The 20756-nt window shown below is 40.6% G+C and carries 26 protein-coding genes and 1 pseudogene; 22 read left to right on the forward strand and 5 right to left on the reverse strand.

The window, feature by feature from the left end; all coding sequences use genetic code 11:
• Positions 1-7: 7 nt before the first annotated feature.
• The 8 genes from CYAN7822_RS21830 to CYAN7822_RS21860 all read left to right on the forward strand — a co-directional run bounded on the left by CYAN7822_RS21830 (position 8) and on the right by CYAN7822_RS21860 (position 5458).
• Positions 8-1663, forward strand: coding sequence for a phage tail sheath family protein (locus CYAN7822_RS21830; RefSeq protein ID WP_013324426.1), 1656 nt, complete (start codon positions 8-10; stop codon positions 1661-1663).
• A 47-nt stretch (positions 1664-1710) separates the two neighbouring features.
• On the forward strand, positions 1711-2175 hold the full coding sequence (locus CYAN7822_RS21835; RefSeq protein WP_013324427.1) for a phage tail protein: 465 nt from the start codon (positions 1711-1713) through the stop codon (positions 2173-2175).
• A 99-nt stretch (positions 2176-2274) separates the two neighbouring features.
• A complete protein-coding gene (locus tag CYAN7822_RS21840) occupies positions 2275-2754 on the forward strand; it encodes a phage tail protein (protein ID WP_013324428.1) in 480 nt (159 codons plus the stop codon).
• A 35-nt stretch (positions 2755-2789) separates the two neighbouring features.
• Positions 2790-3131: a hypothetical protein gene (locus CYAN7822_RS21845; RefSeq protein WP_013324429.1), complete on the forward strand. Its 342-nt coding sequence runs from the start codon at positions 2790-2792 to the stop codon at positions 3129-3131.
• 225 nt (positions 3132-3356) lie between these two features.
• Complete coding sequence (locus CYAN7822_RS21850; protein ID WP_013324430.1) at positions 3357-3737, forward strand: phage tail assembly protein; 381 nt, start codon at positions 3357-3359, stop codon at positions 3735-3737.
• A gap of 17 nt (positions 3738-3754) precedes the next feature.
• On the forward strand, positions 3755-3886 hold the full coding sequence (locus CYAN7822_RS40210; protein WP_280989047.1) for a DUF6760 family protein: 132 nt from the start codon (positions 3755-3757) through the stop codon (positions 3884-3886).
• Positions 3887-3905: 19 nt separating this feature from the next.
• Positions 3906-4403, forward strand: coding sequence for a PAAR domain-containing protein (locus CYAN7822_RS36920; protein ID WP_013324432.1), 498 nt, complete (start codon positions 3906-3908; stop codon positions 4401-4403).
• Between the two features lie 92 nt (positions 4404-4495).
• On the forward strand, positions 4496-5458 hold the full coding sequence (locus CYAN7822_RS21860) for a lipase family protein (RefSeq protein ID WP_013324433.1): 963 nt from the start codon (positions 4496-4498) through the stop codon (positions 5456-5458).
• A gap of 254 nt (positions 5459-5712) precedes the next feature.
• On the opposite strand, the gene CYAN7822_RS21865 is transcribed toward CYAN7822_RS21860, so the two are convergent.
• Positions 5713-7638 (reverse strand): APC family permease, encoded by a 1926-nt coding sequence (locus CYAN7822_RS21865; protein ID WP_013324434.1) that lies wholly within the window; start codon positions 7636-7638, stop codon positions 5713-5715.
• Between the two features lie 284 nt (positions 7639-7922).
• Here CYAN7822_RS21865 and CYAN7822_RS38710 point away from each other — a divergent pair, with 284 nt between their 5' ends.
• The gene (locus tag CYAN7822_RS38710; RefSeq protein WP_013324435.1) at positions 7923-8081 is read left to right on the forward strand and encodes a hypothetical protein; all 159 of its coding nucleotides are present in this window, start codon (positions 7923-7925) and stop codon (positions 8079-8081) included.
• Positions 8082-8103: 22 nt separating this feature from the next.
• On the opposite strand, the gene argJ is transcribed toward CYAN7822_RS38710, so the two are convergent.
• Complete coding sequence (gene argJ, locus CYAN7822_RS21875) at positions 8104-9345, reverse strand: bifunctional ornithine acetyltransferase/N-acetylglutamate synthase (RefSeq protein ID WP_013324436.1); 1242 nt, start codon at positions 9343-9345, stop codon at positions 8104-8106.
• A 126-nt stretch (positions 9346-9471) separates the two neighbouring features.
• The gene (locus CYAN7822_RS21880) at positions 9472-9678 is read right to left on the reverse strand and encodes a hypothetical protein (protein ID WP_013324437.1); all 207 of its coding nucleotides are present in this window, start codon (positions 9676-9678) and stop codon (positions 9472-9474) included.
• Between the two features lie 101 nt (positions 9679-9779).
• Here CYAN7822_RS21880 and CYAN7822_RS21885 point away from each other — a divergent pair, with 101 nt between their 5' ends.
• From CYAN7822_RS21885 to CYAN7822_RS21930, 10 genes and pseudogenes are all read left to right on the forward strand, one after another.
• Entirely contained in the window at positions 9780-10010 is a 231-nt protein-coding gene (locus CYAN7822_RS21885) for a DUF433 domain-containing protein (RefSeq protein WP_013324438.1), read from the forward strand.
• Between the two features lie 3 nt (positions 10011-10013).
• Positions 10014-10367 (forward strand): annotated as a pseudogene (locus CYAN7822_RS21890) (DUF5615 family PIN-like protein).
• A gap of 91 nt (positions 10368-10458) precedes the next feature.
• A complete protein-coding gene (locus CYAN7822_RS21895) occupies positions 10459-12561 on the forward strand; it encodes a serine/threonine-protein kinase (protein WP_013324439.1) in 2103 nt (700 codons plus the stop codon).
• A 77-nt stretch (positions 12562-12638) separates the two neighbouring features.
• On the forward strand, positions 12639-12842 hold the full coding sequence (locus CYAN7822_RS21900; protein WP_013324440.1) for a DUF6888 family protein: 204 nt from the start codon (positions 12639-12641) through the stop codon (positions 12840-12842).
• Positions 12843-12846: 4 nt separating this feature from the next.
• Positions 12847-13020, forward strand: a complete 174-nt coding sequence (locus CYAN7822_RS21905; RefSeq protein WP_245602617.1) for a DUF6887 family protein — start codon at positions 12847-12849, stop codon at positions 13018-13020.
• Positions 13021-13100: 80 nt separating this feature from the next.
• On the forward strand, positions 13101-13364 hold the full coding sequence (locus tag CYAN7822_RS21910; RefSeq protein WP_013324442.1) for a BrnA antitoxin family protein: 264 nt from the start codon (positions 13101-13103) through the stop codon (positions 13362-13364).
• Between the two features lie 2 nt (positions 13365-13366).
• Positions 13367-13546 (forward strand): hypothetical protein, encoded by a 180-nt coding sequence (locus CYAN7822_RS21915; protein WP_041933346.1) that lies wholly within the window; start codon positions 13367-13369, stop codon positions 13544-13546.
• A 19-nt stretch (positions 13547-13565) separates the two neighbouring features.
• Positions 13566-13781, forward strand: coding sequence for a DUF6887 family protein (locus tag CYAN7822_RS21920; RefSeq protein ID WP_041933347.1), 216 nt, complete (start codon positions 13566-13568; stop codon positions 13779-13781).
• Between the two features lie 21 nt (positions 13782-13802).
• On the forward strand, positions 13803-13991 hold the full coding sequence (locus tag CYAN7822_RS21925) for a DUF6887 family protein (RefSeq protein ID WP_013324445.1): 189 nt from the start codon (positions 13803-13805) through the stop codon (positions 13989-13991).
• Positions 13992-14004: 13 nt separating this feature from the next.
• Positions 14005-14220 carry a hypothetical protein gene (locus tag CYAN7822_RS21930; protein WP_013324446.1) on the forward strand — a complete coding sequence of 72 codons (216 nt, stop codon included), beginning with the start codon at positions 14005-14007 and terminating at the stop codon, positions 14218-14220.
• A gap of 114 nt (positions 14221-14334) precedes the next feature.
• Here the strand turns inward: CYAN7822_RS21930 and CYAN7822_RS21935 are convergent, their stop codons facing one another.
• Positions 14335-14961, reverse strand: a complete 627-nt coding sequence (locus CYAN7822_RS21935; RefSeq protein WP_013324447.1) for a class I SAM-dependent methyltransferase — start codon at positions 14959-14961, stop codon at positions 14335-14337.
• Between the two features lie 424 nt (positions 14962-15385).
• Here CYAN7822_RS21935 and CYAN7822_RS21940 point away from each other — a divergent pair, with 424 nt between their 5' ends.
• Positions 15386-15829, forward strand: a complete 444-nt coding sequence (locus CYAN7822_RS21940; RefSeq protein WP_013324448.1) for a hypothetical protein — start codon at positions 15386-15388, stop codon at positions 15827-15829.
• Positions 15830-16161: 332 nt separating this feature from the next.
• Here the strand turns inward: CYAN7822_RS21940 and gatB are convergent, their stop codons facing one another.
• On the reverse strand, positions 16162-17649 hold the full coding sequence (gene gatB, locus CYAN7822_RS21945) for an Asp-tRNA(Asn)/Glu-tRNA(Gln) amidotransferase subunit GatB (protein ID WP_013324449.1): 1488 nt from the start codon (positions 17647-17649) through the stop codon (positions 16162-16164).
• A gap of 142 nt (positions 17650-17791) precedes the next feature.
• On the opposite strand from gatB, the gene CYAN7822_RS21950 reads away from it, so the two are divergent.
• A complete protein-coding gene (locus tag CYAN7822_RS21950; RefSeq protein ID WP_013324450.1) occupies positions 17792-18916 on the forward strand; it encodes a glycosyltransferase in 1125 nt (374 codons plus the stop codon).
• Between the two features lie 109 nt (positions 18917-19025).
• Positions 19026-20462, forward strand: coding sequence for a hopanoid biosynthesis associated radical SAM protein HpnJ (gene hpnJ, locus CYAN7822_RS21955; protein ID WP_013324451.1), 1437 nt, complete (start codon positions 19026-19028; stop codon positions 20460-20462).
• Positions 20463-20756: the final 294 nt, after the last annotated feature.

Genomic DNA, 20756 nt, shown 5'->3' on the forward strand with positions numbered 1-20756 from the left:
ACATCCTATGCCTAGACTAGACTATTTTGCACCTGGTGTTTATGTAGAAGAAATAGACCGAGGTAGTCGCCCCATCGAAGGAGTACCGACCAATGTTGCTGCATTTGTCGGCTTTACCGAAGATATCAGAAATGGGGCAGAACTGTTTAAACCCATGTTAGTGACCACTTGGACACAGTATCTACAATACTTTGCCCGTCCTAACTCGGATGGCTTTACCGACTTTAACGCCTATTTGCCCTTTGCTGTCTATGGATTTTTCCTCAATGGCGGCGGACGGTGTTGGATCACCAGTGTCGGAACTCATTTACCCGGTACGACTCCCGCCGCCCGGCAAAGCGGCTTAGAAATTCAAACCCGTAGTCGTCTGCGTCCTTCATTGCGGTTTGCTCTACGTCCAGAAAGAGCGAGTGGCGGCTCAGTTACCCTGGAAATTCGAGATAGTGGGCCCAGAGCGCTTCCTGAAGGCACAGAAGGAGAACCGCCGCCCAATACCGGCGAATATTTCAGCCTCGTGGTCAAACAAGGTAATGAAATCCTAGAGCAATTTGAACACCTGACAATGGATGCTCAAGCTCAACCCCAAGTCGCTACTTATGTTGTCACTGCTTTACAAGAATCTCGATTTTTACAAATTACCGATATCTCTGAAGTGGGTCGCCCCTTAGCCCGACGGCCCGCCAATGGTCAGTATAGCGTCACAGCGCCACCAGTGGTTTCTCGTCCAGAACGGTTTAGCCGCGACCTAGAAGGGGTTCAAGATGATCGCACAGGGGTACGAGGCATCTTTGAAATAGATGAAGTCAATATGTTAGCTTGTCCAGATGTTTGGCGAGCTTACGAAGCCGGGCTGATGAACATCGATCAAGTTCATGCAGTCATGGAACTAATGCTCAGTATGTGTGAGGGGTCCTTATCAGGAGATACTCCCAACCCACCTAACCGCATGATTGTTTTAGATAGCCCACCCGATAAACCGAAACCGCAAGAAATGGTGCAATGGCTAGATGAATTTGGTCGCCGCTCCATGTTCGGGGCACTATATTATCCTTGGATTAAAGTGGCTAACCCCCGCAATGGAGGACAACCCATTTTAGTGCCGCCTTGTGGTCATGTTATGGGCGTGTGGTCCCGCACCGATGAAACCCGAGGCGTGTATAAAGCACCCGCTAACGAAGTGCCTAGAGGGGTTATTGGGTTAGCTTATGAGACGAATTTCCGCGAACAAGAACTATTAAACCCCAGAGGAATTAACTGTCTTCGTAAATTCCCGAACCGAGGCATTAGAATTTGGGGCGCGAGAACGTTAGTAGAACCCGATAAAACCGAATGGCGTTATATCAGCGTGCGTCGTTTGATCAGCTATATCGAAAAATCCATCGAGTTAGGGACTCAGTGGGTAGTTTTTGAACCCAACGACGAAGACTTATGGGCCCGTGTCAGACGAACCGTATCTAACTTTTTAGAGCGAATTTGGCGAGAAGGGGCCTTGTATGGGCTAACTCCGGAACAGGCTTTTTATGTTAAGTGCGACGCTGAACTCAATACACCAGACACCATGATTCTTGGTCGTCTTTATGTAGAAGTCGGCGTTTGTCCTGTCCGTCCGGCTGAATTCGTGATTTTCCGGATTTCTCAATGGACCGGAAATGATGGAGAATAAACCGTTTTTGTAATTAATCTAAGTTTGATCTAATCAGGAGTGAAACTATGGCAGATGATGAATTATTGGTTGGTTGTAGGTTTTATTTTGAAGCTGATGGACTGACTGACAAAATGATTCTGGAAGTGAGTGGACTAACTAGCGAATGTCCCTCCGCAGGGGGCGATAAAGTTTTAGGTTCAACCAAAAATGCGAAAAACTTACGTCAAGCCGCACCTACGCGGGTAAAATTTAGCCCGGTTACTGTTAAAGTGGTTGCTACTACCAATAAAGACCTTTATAAATGGTACGAAGACTGCAACAAAAATGAGGGCGGTCAATCCAATTGGCAGAGCAACCGTAAAGCCGCTTCGGTTTCAGTCTACGATCAAGGTGGAGCCATGAAAGCTCGATGGGAATTACAGAATTCATATCCGACTAAATATGAAGGTCCCAAACTTGAGGCCGGTGCTAGTGATGTAGCCAATGAAACCATTACCCTCGTTCATGAAGGAATTAAACGAGTACAATAGCCTTGCCAAGTTGGGAAAAGGGTGTTCAAGGTATTGTTTTTTTATTCTCCCTAACCCTTTCCCCATTTCCTCTTAGCAAAAACATAAGGGAAAATAGCCATGCCTGAACTAGAAATTCTCACTACTTGTCGATTTTATTTAGAGTTAAAATTAAAAGACTCTAACGATGCAGTGGATGGAATTTTTATGGACTGCAAAGGATTTAAATGTAGCCAGGAAGTGATCGAAATTTGCGAAGTGACCCCTAATATTTGGGGAAAAGATAAGAAACCCGGCCAACTGGTTCGAACTAAATTACCTGGCAATATTAAAACAAATAATTTAGTATTACGGCGAGGGATGACAGCTTCAAAAACGCTTTGGAAATGGTTTGAGGATGTTCAGAGCGGCAATTGGGCTAAAGAAAGACGGGATGGTTCTTTAACGATTTATGACCAAGCGAGTAAAGTTCAAGCGCGTTTTGAATTTCAACGGGCTTGGCCTAGTAATTATACCATTACTGATGTTAGTTCGGGGAATAATGACATAGAAATTGAAGAATTAGAGTTAGCTTGTGAACAATTTAAGCGCATTCAGTAAATTGTTAAGGGTTTACGGTTTACTGTTAACTGATTATGTTACAAACAGAATTTGAATTTACTTTACCTAAAGGGTATTTAGACGAATCCGGCAATTTACATCGTAAGGGGGTGATGCGTTTATCTCGGGCCATTGATGAAATTGCGCCACTGAAAGACCCTCGAGTCAAAGCGAATCCGGCTTATGCCACAGTGTTGATTCTTTCGCGGGTAATTATTCGTTTAGGGGCATTAGAAGAAATTACTCCGGCAGTGATTGAAAATTTTTTTGCGGCTGATTTAAACTATTTACAGCAGTTTTATCGCCATATTAATGAACTGGATGAACCTAAAGAAAATCAAGCCGCCACTCGAAAGTCTTCAGAGGAAGAGATTTAATAACTAAGTTTGACAAGGGAACAGGGAACAGGGAACAGGGAACAGGCGCATACGGAGGTTTTTACATTTCTTAATATAGAGTGCTTTATTTATGTCCAGGTACTTAATAACTAATGACTAATAACTAATAACTAATGACTAATAACTAATAACTAATGACTAATAACTAATGACTAATGACCAATGAATAATGACTAATAACTAATGACTAATAACTAATAACTAATGACTAAAAAACCGCCATTAATGACAGAATATGACTTTACCCTTCCCAAAGGATTAATGGATACGAAGGGAAGAGTTCATCGTCAAGGAAAAATGCGTCTAGCCACCGCTAAAGATGAAATATTGGTGCTACAACATCCCCAAGTGCAAGAAAATCCGGCTTATAGTGTTTTAATATATTTGTCACAGGTGATTACTCGTTTAGGGAGTTTATCAACCGTTACACCTCAACTATTAGAAGACTTAACCGTTGTAGACTTAGCCTATTTACGAGAATTTTATAACCGTATTAACCAACATAAAAGCACCCTAATTCCGGTGCAATGTCCCCATTGTAGTCAAGCCTTTAAAGTAGAATTAGCTTTATCGGGGGAGTCTTAAGCTACCCTTCAAATAAATTGTATGAAGAGGTAGCATTTGTCGCTTATCATTTCCACTGGACTTTAGAAGATATTATGAGTTTAGACCATTGGGAACGTCAGCGTTGGGTCAAAGAAATTGGTAAAATTAATCAGAAACAAGATTATTAAAGAAATTATGAGGTAAATTATGGGTAAACCAGCCGCAAGAATCACCGATACCGTTGCTCATCCCCTTCCCCCTGTGTTAACTGGTGGGCCGGGTAGTCCGACTGTATTGATTGGGGGTTTACCGGCCTGGCGAGGAATTTTAGTGGCGGCTGTACCCGCACTGCAAGCCGCTAAACAAACCTCAGATATTGCTATAAAAACAGCAGAAGCCGCCACCGCCGCCGCCGCAGGCACCCCAGGACTTCCGGCTGCTAAAGCCGCAGAAGAAACCACCAAAGCCACTGCATCGGCTACTATGTCTTCTATGATTACCGGTGCCGCAGCCGGAGCAGATATTCATACTTGTAGTACCCCTTTACCGATTCCGCCTCATGGTCCGGGTGTAGTGATTAATGGTAGTACAACAGTTTGGATCAATAATTTACCGGCTTGTCGTCAGGGAGATACAATTTTAGAAGCGCTTGGGCCGACAAATACTATTACAGGCGGTTGTCCGACGGTTTTGATAGGCGGCTAGGCTTAAAAGCACTCACAGGTCAATTTTAAAATTTGTATCAGCCTAAAAAAATAGGTAAACATTTGTAAATAGAACTCGAGGAATTAATATTTATGTTATCAGTGCCACCCAACTCTACATTTGATATTAAGCGTGCTAGAGAACTTTTGTTATTAGTGGAACAAGCTCATCATGAATTTGATAACGCTGAAAGTAATCACCAGTGGGCTTGGCATAATGATTATCAAGACATCCAAATTTCCCAGGCAAACAGTACAAGTAAATATAAAGTTATTCAACGTTTTGGTTTTGATCAATATTTCTGGAGTCTTCAAAGGATTTTATTAGAAGATATTGACAAGTTAATGGAGGCAATCCAAGAAGAAGTTCCTTTTGGATTTGTTGCTCAAAAAAATAATGAAATTTTCGTAGTGTTTCGAGGGACAATGACACCGGCAGAATGGATTACGAATTTTCAGTTTAAGCCGGGCAGCAAATATTTTTTAGAGCAAGAGGGTTTAGGCAAAGTTCATCGAGGATTTTATAAAATTTATACTCGTCACAATATTGGAAGAGATCCTTTTAGTAATAAAGGTGACTTCCCTTCAATTAGAGAAGATATAGAAAATGCTCTCAGAAAATGTTCCCCAGATACTCAAGTATATGTTACAGGCCATAGCTTAGGAGGCGCTTTAGCCACTTTAGCCACACTTCATATAAAAGAAATGAAGTTTTTTAACAATCCTCCTATTCTTTATGCTTTTGCTAATCCTAGAGCAGGAGGTAGAATATTTGCTCAAAATTTTAACGGACTAGAGTGTTTTCGGATTGCCAATAGTGAGGATATTGTTCCTACAGTTCCTTTAGCCAGCGTCGATTTAAAATCAGAAAATACTGATAATACTACTGCTAAGTCTTTAGAACAAGCAAAACCTACTCTAATTCCTGCACTACTTCCCGACCTCGATTACCATCATATCGGTGAACCTATTTACTTTACTCTTAATAAAGGAACAATTGCTGATAATCATATTATTCCTATCTATCAAGAGGCATTGGCTAGGTATAATATTTAGAAAGCTAAATCAAAAACTGTTTGGGATTCAATTTGATTTGAGCGATGACTGGCATTTTCTTTGAATAACTTTTGAATGATTTCTCGATATTGATTGACTTCCATTCAAGACTTTACTCTTGATAAAATTTAGAAATAGCAGAGGCGGCTAGAAAACTCTTAACTTCTACTGCTATTTTTCGGTTTTATTTTGGGGCAGCCATGAATTTTTCTGGGCCTAAGTCTATATATAGCCCAAAGAAAAAACTGAAAGCTTCACCCGCCCACATGAATAACCGGACGACGTTGAGGATTTTTCTCGGCCTTACGAAGGACTTCACGAGTCACCACAGCAATATCCCCCTCACCAAAGAGAATAAAACGGAGCAAATATTGCACCGGATTACCTTCTACCCAACCAAAATAAGCATGAGGTAGCTTACCGGTTTGGTCGCGAATGTATAATAAAATAGCCGCAATCGCATTAGGAACTGCCGCACTGCGAGCGCGTAAAATGCGGTAGGGGCCGACTTCTACTCCTCTAAGCCAAATAAAATTCGCGAATTCTGAGGCATCTAAGATTTCAATTTCTAAGAATAAAATCGGGTCTGTGGGGGGAATATGATGGTCTTCTCGAACTTTTCTTTCTTTTAAAGCATACTCCCGTTCATCACCTCTATTAATACGATGAGCAATTAATCTGACTATACCCTGACTTTCTTGTGCCAAAAATTCACGCGCGACATCATCAATCTCAATTTTTTCTACTCGTAGTTCAGTGGACCGCCAAACTCGCGAAATCAGCGAAGTAACAATAATAGCCGCAATGAAAAAAGCCGCAATGCGAATCCCTTCGGGTCTTTCAATGATATTAATAATGGTGGTGTATATAAACACCAAAGTAATTAGCCCGAAAGCTAAAAAAGACTTGCGCCCTCCGCGACTGCGGGCTAATAAAGTTACCGCAAAAGCGGCAGAACTCATCAACACCAGCACCCCAGTAGCATAAGCACCCCCTTGGGCCTCTACATCGGCTCTAAAAATCAGGGTGACGACAAAAGCGACAAGGGTATAAATTAAAACTAGAGGACGGGTAGCCAGTGTCCAGTTGGGAGCCATCCCATAACGAGGCAGATAGCGAGGAACTATATTTAATAGCCCGGCCATCGCGGATGCTCCGGCAAACCATAAAATCAAAATGGTACTTATATCATAAATAGTTCCAAAACCATTCCCTAAATACTCATGAGCTAAGTAAGCAAGGGCGCGTCCACTCGCTTTTCCGCCGTCTTGAAACTCAGCAGCCGGAATCAATACCGTTGTGACTAAACTACTCGTCAGTAAAAAGAAGCTCATAATCACTGCGGCAGTCGTCAGTAGTGTATAAGTATTCTTAATGCGTCCTCGGGGATTTTCTTCTGTGTCTTGTTTATAACCTTTAACCAAGGGCATCACCACGACACCCGTTTCAAAACCGGATAATCCTAACGCTAACTTAGGAAAGAGAAAAACCGACCACCCCACCATTGCTAGAGGATTTTGATAGCCGGTAAAGAGTGCCGTCTGCCAGTTACCAATTACCGAAGGATTTTGAAGAATATGATAAATTCCGGTGCTAATGGTGATTAAGTTTAATGATAAATAAACAGTAACTAAAATAACTGCTATGGAAATTGCTTCTTTAAATCCTTTGAGAAATACAGCCGCGAGCAATAAAATTAAAAAAAGCGTTATGCTAATGGTTTGGTCATGAATAAAAGCCGGCATAAAAGGATTTTCAATGATATGGGCCGTCGCGTCAGCCGCAGAAAGGGTAATGGTAATAATAAAATCCGTTGCCACAAACCCCAGTAAACACAGTACAAAAATCTTCCCCTGCCACCAAGGCAAAAGGTGTTCTAGCATGGCAATAGAGCCTTCACCATGAGGACTTGTGCTGGCCACTTGTCGATATATCGGTAAAGCTCCAAACAGCGTTAATAACACTAACACTAAGGTAGCAAAAGGAGAAAGTGCCCCGGCAGCTAAGGCGGCAATTCCGGGTTGATAACCCAAGGTGGAAAAATAATCAACCCCTGTTAAGCACATAACTTCCCACCAGGGATGCTTTTGATGATGTTTTCCCGTTTCGCTACGTTCTTTGGCAAATAACCAATGTTTTAACTTTCGGTATTGTCTACGGGAAATAATGGACTTAGCCATTAATCTACTCCTGCTATAGAAATCATCTAACTTATAACAATCTACAGTAATCTCTTCGGTAACAATCATTTCTACTTATTCATAAGTAGATTCTATCTGATATAGATCAGCTTGAAAACAGATTGCTCTAGTCATTACTGATAAATCATTGGCTGTTTACTGGTTAGTGCTTTGACTTCACCTGAGTGGGTGAGTTAATCTTCATCAAGTTTGGTGAGGTGGCTTTATGGTTGTGCTTGTTATTACTAGAAATATCGATCCTCACTTTAAGCCACCTGAAAGCTATGACTTACAGACACTTAAAATCCTTTATTATTATAGCCACTGTTGTCGTTTGGGCACGCCTTCTTTTTGGGACTGTGGATTTTTTAACCGGAAAAACCCCCCAAGTGCAAAATAATGAAGTGGTAGCTACAGAACAAAATCTCAAGGAAATTAATTAATCTGTAATCACTAAATTCCTAATTAGGTTGTATATTCTGCGTTAATTTTCACATAGTCATAACTCAAATCACATCCCCAAGCTGTACCCGTTCCGGAACCATTGCCAAGACAAACAGAAATTAATACAGTATCTTCCTTTAAATAAGCGCCTTCTGCTGCTTTTTTGAGATAATTACTAGCCGCTTGACGGTCATACTCTAAAGGCTGCCCATTATCCATCATCAGAAACTCTCCTAAACTAATCCGCAAGTCTTCCTGATGAAAGGAAACTCCTGCCCTGCCGGCTGCGGCGGCGATTCTTCCCCAGTTGGGGTCCCGTCCAAAAATGGCTGATTTGACTAAAGATGAACCGGCGATCGTTCTGGCGATGCGCCGGGCAGACTCGTTATCTGATGCGCCGCTTACCTGCACTTCGACTAAACAGGTGGCTCCCTCTCCATCTCGGGCGATCGCTTTAGCTAAATACTGACAGACTTCGGTTAACATCGCTTCTAATTTTTGCGCGGCTTTGCCCATTTCTGTGATGGCGGCTGTGCGAGATTGTCCGTTAGCTAGGGCGATTACGGTATCATTGGTACTGGTATCTCCGTCTACGGTAATTTGATTAAAGCTTTGATTCACTGCCCGGGTTAACATTTCTTGCCACAGGTGAGTCGCCACCATCCCATCACAGGTGATAAAGCTTAACATGGTGGCCATATTGGGGTGAATCATACCTGAACCTTTGGCCATCCCCCCAATTCTTACCGGACGACCATCGATTGTGGTTTCTAGGGCGATGGTTTTCGGGACTAAATCGGTCGTGATAATCGCTTTTGAAGCGGCTTCTCCCCCGTCTTCCGAAAGAGCCGCCACGAGGTTGGGGATTCCCGCTTTGAGTGCATCCATGCGAATACGTTTTCCGATCACCCCAGTGGAGGCAAGCAAAATAGATTCAGGGGCAACATTTAATTGAGCGGCGACTAATTCCGCGCTTAAAAGGGCATCTTGCCAGCCTAATTCGCCGGTGGCGGCGTTGGCTTGGCCGGCGTTGACTAAAACCGCTCTGGCACTGGCTTTCGCCTGTAGTCGCTGGCGACAGTAGTCCACACAAGCGGCTCTCACTTCACTGGTGGTAAAGACCCCTCCGGCTATCGCTTCGGTTTCTGAAAATATTAAGGCTAAATCGGGGGTTTTCGACGGTTTTAATCCGGCTGTGATGCCTGCGGCTTTAAATCCTTTTGGGGCGGTTACGCCACCGCTTATCTGCTGCCAATCTGTCATCTATGTAACCCTTCTGTTTTGTCCAAAAGCCGATTATATCAAGAGTTTTTGGGGAGGGAAGCGATCGTTTATGTTAACTTTAGAGTTTGCCTTTGTGGGCTTGCCTAGCAAAGCTATAAAATATAATTAATCTTGCTCATCGACAATAGGACTAACGAGATCGCCCAAAGTTTTTCCTTTACCAGCAATTGAAGGGGAAACTGTCCGACGCTTTAAAGGTGCTTCTGTTTCTTCTAAAATAGTTACAATAATGCGGGCTGATTTGACTTGCGGTTGCTCTCCTAACCATTTCACCTGACCGTTTTCATAAATTGCTTCATAACTTTGTAACATTAAGCTTTCCTCTTGAATTTGTGAGAAGCGCGGCTACATCACTGCCATTTTATTGTAGACTCAAATTATAACATTAAATATCTTAGAATTAACAAAAAAAAATGAATTGGCAAGGACGCATTGTTATTGACCCAGATATTTTAGTCGGGAAACCTGTTATTAAAGGAACTCGTCTTTCTGTTGAATTTATTCTTGATTTACTCGCTCAAAGCTGGTCAGAAAATGACATTCTAGAAAATTATCCAGGGATTACTCAGGAGGATATTAAAGCTTGTTTGAGCTATGCTAGAGATGCTTTAAAAAATGAACGGGTTTATCCGCTTAAAGCTTAGAAAATGCGTATATTAGCGGATGAAAATTTTCCTAAAAAAGTTGTAGAAGTTCTACGGCAAAAAGATTATGATGTTCTCTAGATCAGAACGGATTTTCCTGGAAGTAGCGACACAGCTATTTTGGCAATGGCTCAAAGAGAACAGCGTATTATTGTAACCTTTGACAAGGATTTTGGAGAACTTGCTTTTCGTCTTGGATTGCCAGCATCTTCTGGAATCATTTTATTTCGTTTGCCGCCTTTTGAACCAGTAAGATTGACTGAAATTGTTTTAAGGGTGTTAGAAAGTCGTAGTGACTGGTATGGATATTTTACAGTAGTAGAGCCTGAGAGAATTCGGATGAAACCTTTGCTTTGACCAAAAGCGCTTTTTAAACAAGATACTGGACTAATCCCAAAAAGTTACTTAAAATTGAAGATAGCTTTTATTTATATTAAATATCTTCTCTATGCGGCTGTGCATAAACCCTAACTGTCTAAAACCCGAAAATGATGACAAGCATTTGTTTTGTCGGTCTTGCGGGTCGGAATTACTGCTACAGGGATTATATAGAGTTTGTCGGGAATTAGGCGGCGGCGGTTTTGGCAAAACTTACGAGGTGGCAGAAGGAGACACCCTGAAAGTTTTAAAAGTCTTAATTATGAATAATCCCATTGCTTTGAGATTATTTAAACAGGAAGCGGAAGTATTACAAAAACTCAATCATCCAGGTATTCCCAAAGTAGAAGCAGATGGATATTTTGAATATTATCCCAGAGGCAGCCAAGACCCGATACATTGCATTGTGATGGAGAAAATAGAAGGGGAAGATTTAGCAACTTATTTAGAAAAGCGAGGACAAGCGATACCTCAAAAATTAGCCCTAAAATGGTTGATAGAAATTGCAGAGATTTTACATCAGGTACATACACAAGGCTTTTTGCATCGAGATATTAAGCCGGCTAATATCATGTTACGGTCTGATGGGCAGTTGGTTTTAATTGATTTTGGTACGGTAAAGGCAGCTACCGCAACGGTGATGAGTTCCCAACCCAAAAAACCAGGGACGGAAGTTTATACCCCTGGATATGCCCCACCAGAACAAGTACAAGGATATACAGTTCATAAATCGGATTTTTTTGCCATTGGACGAAGTTTTGTTCATTTGTTGACGAATAAGCCCCCTCTAGACTTTTATAACCTTGATACAGGTGATTTAGAGTGGAGGGGTGCAGTCCCTAATATATCCCCTTTGTTAGTGGATTTTTTGGATCAGTTGATGCAACGGTTAGCGAAAGACCGTCCGAAGGATACGGGGGCAATTTTACAAGGGTTAAGAGAGATTGAAAATCAATTGTATCCGCCGCCACTTCCTAAAGCGGCTCAAACTCAGCCTTCTTTACCTGATGAAGCACTAAAACAGAAGTCTCAGCCTTTTTCACCCCCTAAACCCGCAAAATACAAGAAAAGGCCACAAGCAAACTTACCAGAATGGGGATTGATTTCACTATTAGCAATTACAATATTTTTTGGTGGTAAGCAAATTATTTCTGAAAAGCGAGAAAATAAATTATTGGGTGCTGGCATTTTATTAATAGGATTATTAGAAACTCAAGCTTATGGATATATTCGCCATAAAAAGTTTCCATCAAATCCAGTATTTTTAATTACTAACCTACCGAGTAGTTGGTTGTTGCAAAAAACCCTTACTGGTCATTCCTCCTGGGTTATCTCTGTCGCAATCAGTCCCGATGGTCAGACTCTTGTCAGTGGGAGTGGGGACCAGACTATTCATATCTGGGATTTAGCTACAGGACAATTAAAACGTACCCTTACTGGTCATTCCGACTACGTTAACTCTGTCGCAATCAGTCCCGATGGTCAGACTCTTGTCAGTGGGAGTGATGACAAGACTATTAAGATCTGGGATTTAGCTACAGGACAATTAAAACGTACCCTTACTGGTCATTCCGACTACGTTAACTCTGTCGCAATCAGTCCCGATGGTCAGACTCTTGTCAGTGGGAGTGATGACAAGACTATTAAGATCTGGGACTTAGCTACAGGACAATTAAAACGTACCCTTACTGGTCATTCCAACGAGGTTTACCCTGTAGCTATCAGTCCTGATGGTCAGACTCTTGTCAGTGGGAGTGATGACAAGACTATTAAGATCTGGGATTTAGCTACAGGACAATTAAAACGTACCCTTACTGGTCATTCCGACGCGGTTATTTCTGTAGCTATCAGTCCCGATGGTCAGACTCTTGTCAGTGGGAGTGATGACAAGACTATTAAGATCTGGGATTTAGCTACAGGACAATTAAAACGTACCCTTACTGGTCATTCCGACGCGGTTATTTCTGTCGCAATCAGTCCCGATGGTCAGACTCTTGTCAGTGGGAGTGATGACAAGACTATTAAGATCTGGGACTTAGCTACAGGACAATTAAAACGTACCCTTACTGGTCATTCCAACTGGGTTTTATCTGTCGCTATCAGTCCCGATGGTCAGACTCTTGTCAGTGGGAGTTATGACAAGACTATCAAAATCTGGCGGTTAGAGAGGTAGGGGGAGTAAGACCGAAGCCTACTACAGTAATATTAAATTAATGCTAAATTAAAAAGCAATATGCACAAGGAGGACAATTGCCGACAGTAGAACAAGCTTTTAGTTGTGTACGAGTTTGTCAAATGTTGTCAAATCTATACCGCACTATACATATTTTCCGTTACGATCAAACTTATAAAACAGTTTTTATCTTAGCCAAAAATCCGAATAATGAAGAACTACAAATAGTTATTTATGCTAATGGATTATGGAGGTTCATAGATGATGAAACCAGATTATAAAAATATGACCAGAAAAGAACTCAAAGAACATTTACTCACTCATCGAACCGATGAAGAAGCTTGGTCATTTTTCTTTGAAAAATTGAGTGAATTAGATCCTAACCAAGGATATCCGCCTGATTTATCCGATCAAGAAATGGAAAGGATTTTTAGAGAAAAACTCAATCAACAAGCTTAATTTTTATACAGTTTAACGGATTATTGGGATATCACTAAACCTGTAGAGTTTGAGGGGAATTTAGCAACAAAAAAAATATTATGAATACAAGAGCGAAACGTTTACAAGAAATTAAGAATATTCCCGATGAATCAATTGATACCTCAGACATTCCCGAATTAGATGATCAGTTCTGGGAAAATGCAAAATTAGTTAAACCTATCACCAAAAAAGCCATCTCTCTTAGGGTTGATAGTGATGTTTTGGAGTGGTTTAAAAATCAGGGAAAAGGATATCAATCATTAATGAATTCTGTACTTCGTTCTTACGTTGAACATCAAATAAATAAAAAAGAGAATGAATGATCATGACTCAACCTTCTCTAGAACAGCAAAAACTCGCTCAATTAGAAGAATTAGCAGAACTAGCCAAAGTAACCCAAGAAAAAATCCGTAGCTTTAACCAAAGCTCTCAAAAGATAGCAGAAAAATGGCAAGAATGGGCAGAGAAAAAACAGCAATCTGTCAATGATTCTCAAGATAGCTAGAAGAGTAGAAATTTCTACAATGAAACCTAACTTTACAGAAATGACTGTCTCTGAACTGCGGGCGTATGTTTTAGAACACCGAAATGATGATGAAGCTATTCGCGCCTTATTTCATCATCCGACGCTTAAATATGTGACAATGCCGCCCATGTTTACCGAAGAAGGTCAACCTATAGAAGAAAATATCCGTCAAGCAGAGGAAGCATTCCGTCAAATGATAGAAAAAGAAAATTAATAAAAAAGAGGTTTATGGTTAATGAAACCCGATTATGAAGTCATGACAAGAAAAGAACTCAAAGAACATTTACTCACTCATCGAACCGATGATGAAGCTTGGTCATTTTTCTTTGAAAAATTGAGTAAATTAGATGCTAACCAAGGATATCCGCCTGATTTATCCGATCAAGAAATGGAAAGGATTTTTAGAGAGAAACTTAATCAATAAGCTTAATTTATATATGAACAAGCCTGAAGAAGAATACAATTTACACTTACATCCTCGCCCAAAAGAAAGCATTTTACTAGAGATTCCTAAAGATACTCTTGACTCCCTCAAAAAAATTGCCCAAAGTCGTGATATGTCTCTCGAAGCCTTACTTAAATTTTATATTGGTCAAGGACTGCGGCAAGAACTAGCAGAACTAGCTCAATTTAAACAAGAAAAAATATTATGAATACAAGAGCGAAACCTTTACAATTCATCGCCGCTAAGTTAAAAGATGGTGGGCACTATTAATATACTTCTTTTTGAAGATAATTGTTAAGCTTGTGCCTACCCTACGAGAATACTAATTTTCTGGGGTAGCCGCAACTATCATCATTTGCCACCATAGATCAATATTAAATTTAGTAGAACGCTTAATATTAAATTGCCCAGATGTAAGTAAATAATGAAACTCATTTTCAGTATAACATTTTTTGTAAGCAGGGTCAACAAATTTTAACCCAAAATCTAGAAATTGCATCAATAAATAATCTTTACACCAATCTAAAATAACCACCTTACCGTCGGGTTTTAAAACTCGTTTTATTTCTTGAATTGCAGTTTCAGGATGCTCAAAATAATGAAAAGCACTAGCCGATACAATAACATCAAAGGTATGAGTATTAAAAGGTAAACTGGATACACTCGCTTGCTGAAATGAAACATTAGGATAACCCTGACATTTGTATTTAGCTTTAACGAGCATTTCTTCAGAAATATCTATGCCAATAATTTTTTGCTCGGGATTTTCAGTTAATAATAATCGCTCAAACTCTCCTGTACCACAGCCAAGGTCAAGGACAACTTGATCTGACGAAATCTCGGCCCAATTTTTGAGAAAACTTAAGGTTTTACTAATATAATTCTTCCAGCGTTGGTCATATATCTGCGCCATCTGATTATATTGTTCACGAATTATTGTTTCAATCATAAATCTTGATAGTTAATTTATCAGGTGGGTAATGCCTACCCTACTAATTTAGCATTTGCTCCGAAAGCGACAGCCGTTTCAAACTATTGAGCGGCTTCTCAGGACAGTTAGGACAGTTAAGACAGTTAAGACAGTTAAGACAGTTAAGAAAAAATTCAAGAGACAGTTAAGACAGTTACAACAAAAAAGATACTTAAGAGTAAAATATTAAAGTCACGGCATTATATTAATATTTTTTAACTAAAGCGAATTTATTTATTACTTTTGGAGGATGATTTTTAGAAAACAATGGAATTTTTAAAACATAATTTTTAAATTTTACTAAAGATTGGCATAAATATCTTAACTGTCTTAACTGTCCTTGTGTCTCTTTTTCTGTCATGTTAAGTTATTCAAGGAGTTTTCCGCGCACCTAAAGGAAATCATGAAAAGTATTGCTAAAATCGGACGACGATTAATATCAGTGTTTTTGGTTGTATTTGTAAGTACCTTGATGTTTTTGACATCTCCAGCGCTGGCGGCTAATTGGATAACTGTTAATCCGGACAATATTGAAAGCGAAGTATTGAACTCTGACAAGACTACGGTTGTACTTTTGGTTTCAGATATTTACCCTGACGCTGAAAATGTCAAAGCTAAGTTAAAATCAGAAGTTGAAAAGACTTATGGTGATAAATACCAACTTGCGGTAGGCAGCGTTGAACAGAATGGATTCCTCTACGGGAGTGTTATTGCACCTCGTGTATATCCACCTTTCCCAGGAATTACTGTCGTCAAAAACGGTTATCCATTAAGAGGAATATTTATTCTTCCCGATGATCCCTCACAAGCATTTAATGCCATCAATGATATAATCGCCAATAGCTAATTTTTAATCCCTCAACTGACCCTAAAAACTTCTACGCAAGAAGGTAAAGAGAGATTCTTCACTCCCAAGCGCGCTGCCCCTTCACAGGTTCAGGGCGTTGGTTTAGAATCACAAAAATGGGGTGTTATACTGAATCCGACTTAATTACCCCTCTTTAATCCCTCACCCTGAAGGGGCTGGCTCAACAAACAAAGCCCGCGTAGGCGGGCTAATTGATAAAAGGGGTAAGTAACCCGGATTTGGTATTACTTTTAGGACAAATATTAAAGCCTGCGTAGGCAGGCTTCGTTCGTATAGCCCCACCCTTCAGGGTGTAGGCACTTTATTAACAATCAAGCTTCTAACTTTTTATCAATCAACTGATTGGTTAACTTAGGATCTGCCCGGCCTCCTGTTTTCTTAAGAACTTGTCCGACAAAGAAACCTTTCAGATTTTTCTTACCACTGCGGTATTTTTCCAGTTCTTGAGGATGACTAGCAATCACTTCATCAATGATTTTCTCCAACTCTTTAGTATCAGAAATTTGGATCAATCCTTTTTTCTCCACTAACGCTTTAGGAGAACCGCCATCCGTTAACAACTCAGGTAAAATATCCTTAGCAATTTTGCCGCTAATGGTTCCTTTTTCAATCAAGTTAACCAACTCCCCTAACCCTTCAGGCTTAAGAGCAATGTCAGTGATCTTGAGTTTATTATTATTGAGATAAGCCGCAATATCTTGAGTCACCCAATTCGCCACTAACTTAGCATTAGCGCCAGAAGCAACCGCCGTTTCAAAATACTCAGCGACTTCTCTTTCATCGGTTAAAACTCGCGCATCATAAGCGGATAACCCTAATTCCTCCTCATAACGATGACGTTTTTGGGCAGGAAGTTCAGGAATTTGTGCTTTCCATTCTTCGAGTTGTTCGGCGCTAACTTCAAGCGGCGGTAAATCCGGTTCTGGAAAGTAACGATAATCACTCGCCCCTTCTTTTGAACGCATACTAACCGTGCGTTGTTTGGCTTCTTCCCACAGACGAGTTTCTAAGCGGATAGGTTCACCATTTTCGATCGCTTCAATTTGGCGATCAATTTCATATTCGATCGCTTTTTGAATGGCACTAAAAGAGTTCATATTCTTAATTTCTACCTTAGTGCCAAATTTGCTTTCTCCCTTGCGTCGTACAGAAATATTGACATCACAACGCAGAGAACCCTCTTGCATATTTCCGTCACCGATGCCTAAATAACGCACTAAGCGGCGTAATTCTTGGGCATATTCGGCGGCTTCTTGTCCGGTTCTCAAGTCCGGTTCTGAGACGATTTCTAATAGGGGTACACCGGTGCGGTTAAAATCCACTAACGAGTAAGTCGAACCCGAGAGACGATCACTACCTGCATGAACTAATTTACCCGCATCTTCTTCCATGTGTAGGCGAGTAATACCGATGGTTTTGCGGTAAACTTCTTTGGTTTCCTTGTCTACCACTTCGATTTCTAACGCGCCATGTTCGACGATCGGCAAGTCATATTGAGAGATTTGGTAGTTTTTGGGCAGATCGGGATAAAAGTATTGTTTACGGTCAAATTTGCTATAGGGGGCAATAGTTCCATTAATGGCTAACCCCAATTTCACCGCCGATGCGAGAACCTCTAAATTGAGTACGGGTAAAACACCAGGATACCCTAAGCAAATAGGACAGACATTAGTATTGGGTGGAGTGTCAAACTCAGTGGAACAATTACAGAAAATCTTACTCTTGGTATTGAGTTGACAGTGAGTCTCTAAACCGATAACTGCTTCGTATTCGGTTTTTGCGGGTGCAGCAGTAACCATGAGGATTATTTTTAGTTCTTTATCTTTTAATTATAGTTAACTGGGAACAGGGGGAAGGGGGAAAGACTAATGACTATTTAATCATAATCACTAATGACCCACGACTAAACTTGATACAATTTGCCTAAACTGACTTGATCTTATGATAACTGTTTTACAGATAATCTTATTATTGCTGATCACCGCATCAATCGTTTTTTATAGCGGCTGTGCCTTATGTACCCTAGGATTTAAACGAAATCGCCCCTCGGTTTTTCCCAGTTTTCACGAACCTGTATCTATCCTGATTTCAGTTTGTGGACTTGATAGTGATGCGGCGGCTAACTGGGGTTCTTTTTGCCAACAAGATTATCCTAACTATGAGGTTTTATTTGGGGTAATGGATAAACAGGATCAAGCTATCCCTATCTTAAAAGAAATTGTCGCTCAATATCCCGAACGTGCCCAACTCTTTTATGATTTACCTGCTAGAGGCATTAACCATAAAATCAGTAACATGATGTATTTGTATGAAGCCTCGCAACATGAAATCGTTGTATTAGCTGATAGTGATATTCAGGTAACGCCGAATTATTTAACCACTGTTACCGCACCTCTAGCCGATCCTAGCATTGGACTTGTTACCTGCGGCTACTTCGATTATAATCCTAAAACCCTTGGGGCAGCTTTAGCCGCTTATGGGCGTTGTCTAGATTTTATCCCCAGTGTATTAGTAGCACGTTTTTTAGATAAAGGCATCAAATTTGCCATCGGCCCTACTATGGTAACTCGTAAAACTATACTCGAAAAATATGGCGGTTTACAACGGGTAGTTAACCGCATTGCTGACGATTACCAAATGGGCAAAATGACCGCAGAATTAGGCTATCGAGTAGAACTATCCGAATATATTCTCAACAATGATTGTACTAACGATACTATCAAAGACGTTTTCCTGCGAGAATTGCGTTGGGCGAGAACAGTTCGCTTAAATCGAGGGTCAGAATATTACGGATTAATTTTTAGTTACGGAACCGTTTATAGTCTGCTTTTACTATTACTATCCCCCGGCAATTCATTAGCAATTTTGTTTAGTACCATCGCCTTATCCCTGAGATTAATTCAAGCATTAATAGCCATCTACTATTTTAACAGCCCCAAACTCTTAAAATGGCTTTGGCTGTTACCCTTTCGAGACATAATGAGCTTCATTATCTGGTTAAGCGGCACAGTAGGAAGACGGATGTATTGGCGGGGAAGATGGTTAGAAATCACCAACGAAGGCTAATTAAAAAATTGACCCCTTTCCCTTTTGCCTCCTTTGCGCCAAATAAAAAAACAATTGTAAACCATCAATAAATTAACTATATTAAGATAAATAGTAGTGAGGAGAAATTATGAAAAAAACCCTATTTCTAAGTCCACCGTCTTTTGACGGTTTTGATGGGGGTGCCGGTTCAAGATATCAAGCCAAACGAGAAATCACCTCCTTTTGGTATCCTACCTGGTTAGCCCAACCGGCCGCCCTAGTCCCCGGCAGTAAACTCATTGATGCACCTCCTCACCATCAAAGCGTCGAAGATGTCCTAAAAATTGCCAAGGATTACGAATTGGTTATTATGCACACCAGTACCCCATCCTTGACAAATGACGTAAAATGTGCTGAAGCGATTAAAGCGCAAAACCCCCAAACCCAAGTCGGTTTTATTGGGGCACACGTAGCCGTATTACCAGAGCAAACCCTGCAAGACAACCCGATACTAGATTTTGTCTGCCGCAATGAATTTGATTATACCTGTAAAGAACTAGCCGAAGGGAAACCTTTTGAAGACATCAAAGGACTCAGCTACCGAGACAAACAGGGTAAAATTCAACATACACCCGAACGGGATTTAATTCATGATTGGGATGCCATGCCGAGTGTTCTACCGGTTTACGCCGAACATCTCGACATAGAAAAGTATTTTATCGGCTATCTACTGCATCCTTACGTTTCTCTTTATACAGGGCGCGGCTGTCCGGCTAAATGTTCTTTTTGCCTCTGGCCGCAAACTATTGGAGGACATCAATATCGCGCTAAAAGTCCCGAAGCCGTAGGGCGGGATATGGCAGAAGCTAAGTCTCTGTTTGGGGATAAAGTGCGCGAATATATGTTTGATGATGACACTTTTACCATTGATAAGCAACGGGCAATTGCCATTAGTGAACATCTTAAGCGCTTGAATCTGACTTGGAGTTGCAACGCCCGAGCAAATTTAGATTACGAAACACTTAAACAACTGAAAAATAATGGTTTACGCCTGCTATTAGTGGGATTTGAATCAGGAAATCAGCAAGTTCTCGATGGTATCCGCAAAGGAATTAAATTAGAAGTGGCTAAAAAATTTATGCAAAATTGTCACAAATTAGGCATAAAAGTTCACGGGACATTTATCATCGGACTGCCTAACGAAACTCAAGAAACCATTGACGAAACCATTCGTTTTGCTTGTGAATTGAGTCCTCATACCATTCAAGTTTCTATTGCCGCGCCTTATCCGGGTACAGAACTTTACCGACAAGCACAGGAAAATGGCTGGTTTACGAATAAAGATTTAGTGGCTAATTCAGGGATTCAATTATCTCCTTTAGAATATCCTGATCTGTCATCGGCAGATATTGAGGCAGGCGTTGAGCGTTTATATCGTAGTTTTTATTTCCGTCCTCGTGCTATTATTCCTATCGTTCAAGAAATGCTCGGGGATTCTCAAATGTTGCGCCGCCGTTTAAGGGAAGGAAAAGAGTTTTTTGCCTACCTGAAAGAACGTTCCTCCCGTGCGGTTGCTAAAGTCTAAAAAATCTGATTGAACCTCGTAGGTGGGCAATGCGGCGTTAATGTTGAAAATATGATCAACAAATAATGCTTAACATTGCTCACCAAAGTTGGATTTTAAATGATTGTCCGCAGATAAACCTTACCCAGAACCGAAGCGAAGGGACAGATAAATACAGATGTACAAAATAAGAACTGTGTTGTCCCTGACTGAAAAATGCTTTAACATTGTTTATAGCTCCGAAACAAATGTTAATTGAGAAAGCTTAGATTATTGTTATAATAAAAAGGAAAGAGTATCAAACTCTGAACCAGA

This window comes from Gloeothece verrucosa PCC 7822, from assembly GCF_000147335.1.
Lineage (GTDB): Bacteria > Cyanobacteriota > Cyanobacteriia > Cyanobacteriales > Microcystaceae > Gloeothece > Gloeothece verrucosa.

Excerpts from the sequence above, each read along its gene's own strand:
- CYAN7822_RS21920 (WP_041933347.1), top strand. The coding sequence starts at position 13,566 with ATGAAACCTAACTTTACAGAAATGACTGTCTCTGAACTGCGGGCGTAT.
- CYAN7822_RS21910 (WP_013324442.1), top strand. The coding sequence starts at position 13,101 with ATGAATACAAGAGCGAAACGTTTACAAGAAATTAAGAATATTCCCGAT.
- CYAN7822_RS36920 (WP_013324432.1), top strand. The coding sequence starts at position 3,906 with ATGGGTAAACCAGCCGCAAGAATCACCGATACCGTTGCTCATCCCCTT.
- hpnJ (WP_013324451.1), top strand. The coding sequence starts at position 19,026 with ATGAAAAAAACCCTATTTCTAAGTCCACCGTCTTTTGACGGTTTTGAT.
- CYAN7822_RS21845 (WP_013324429.1), top strand. The coding sequence starts at position 2,790 with ATGTTACAAACAGAATTTGAATTTACTTTACCTAAAGGGTATTTAGAC.
- CYAN7822_RS21835 (WP_013324427.1), top strand. The coding sequence starts at position 1,711 with ATGGCAGATGATGAATTATTGGTTGGTTGTAGGTTTTATTTTGAAGCT.
- CYAN7822_RS21895 (WP_013324439.1), top strand. The coding sequence starts at position 10,459 with ATGCGGCTGTGCATAAACCCTAACTGTCTAAAACCCGAAAATGATGAC.
- CYAN7822_RS21950 (WP_013324450.1), top strand. The coding sequence starts at position 17,792 with ATGATAACTGTTTTACAGATAATCTTATTATTGCTGATCACCGCATCA.
- CYAN7822_RS21865 (WP_013324434.1), bottom strand. The coding sequence starts at position 7,638 with ATGGCTAAGTCCATTATTTCCCGTAGACAATACCGAAAGTTAAAACAT.
- CYAN7822_RS21840 (WP_013324428.1), top strand. The coding sequence starts at position 2,275 with ATGCCTGAACTAGAAATTCTCACTACTTGTCGATTTTATTTAGAGTTA.
- CYAN7822_RS21830 (WP_013324426.1), top strand. The coding sequence starts at position 8 with ATGCCTAGACTAGACTATTTTGCACCTGGTGTTTATGTAGAAGAAATA.
- CYAN7822_RS21880 (WP_013324437.1), bottom strand. The coding sequence starts at position 9,678 with ATGTTACAAAGTTATGAAGCAATTTATGAAAACGGTCAGGTGAAATGG.
- CYAN7822_RS21935 (WP_013324447.1), bottom strand. The coding sequence starts at position 14,961 with ATGATTGAAACAATAATTCGTGAACAATATAATCAGATGGCGCAGATA.
- gatB (WP_013324449.1), bottom strand. The coding sequence starts at position 17,649 with ATGGTTACTGCTGCACCCGCAAAAACCGAATACGAAGCAGTTATCGGT.
- CYAN7822_RS21925 (WP_013324445.1), top strand. The coding sequence starts at position 13,803 with ATGAAACCCGATTATGAAGTCATGACAAGAAAAGAACTCAAAGAACAT.
- CYAN7822_RS38710 (WP_013324435.1), top strand. The coding sequence starts at position 7,923 with ATGACTTACAGACACTTAAAATCCTTTATTATTATAGCCACTGTTGTC.
- CYAN7822_RS21905 (WP_245602617.1), top strand. The coding sequence starts at position 12,847 with ATGACCAGAAAAGAACTCAAAGAACATTTACTCACTCATCGAACCGAT.
- CYAN7822_RS21885 (WP_013324438.1), top strand. The coding sequence starts at position 9,780 with ATGAATTGGCAAGGACGCATTGTTATTGACCCAGATATTTTAGTCGGG.
- argJ (WP_013324436.1), bottom strand. The coding sequence starts at position 9,345 with ATGACAGATTGGCAGCAGATAAGCGGTGGCGTAACCGCCCCAAAAGGA.
- CYAN7822_RS21860 (WP_013324433.1), top strand. The coding sequence starts at position 4,496 with ATGTTATCAGTGCCACCCAACTCTACATTTGATATTAAGCGTGCTAGA.
- CYAN7822_RS21915 (WP_041933346.1), top strand. The coding sequence starts at position 13,367 with ATGACTCAACCTTCTCTAGAACAGCAAAAACTCGCTCAATTAGAAGAA.
- CYAN7822_RS21940 (WP_013324448.1), top strand. The coding sequence starts at position 15,386 with ATGAAAAGTATTGCTAAAATCGGACGACGATTAATATCAGTGTTTTTG.
- CYAN7822_RS21930 (WP_013324446.1), top strand. The coding sequence starts at position 14,005 with ATGAACAAGCCTGAAGAAGAATACAATTTACACTTACATCCTCGCCCA.
- CYAN7822_RS21850 (WP_013324430.1), top strand. The coding sequence starts at position 3,357 with ATGACTAAAAAACCGCCATTAATGACAGAATATGACTTTACCCTTCCC.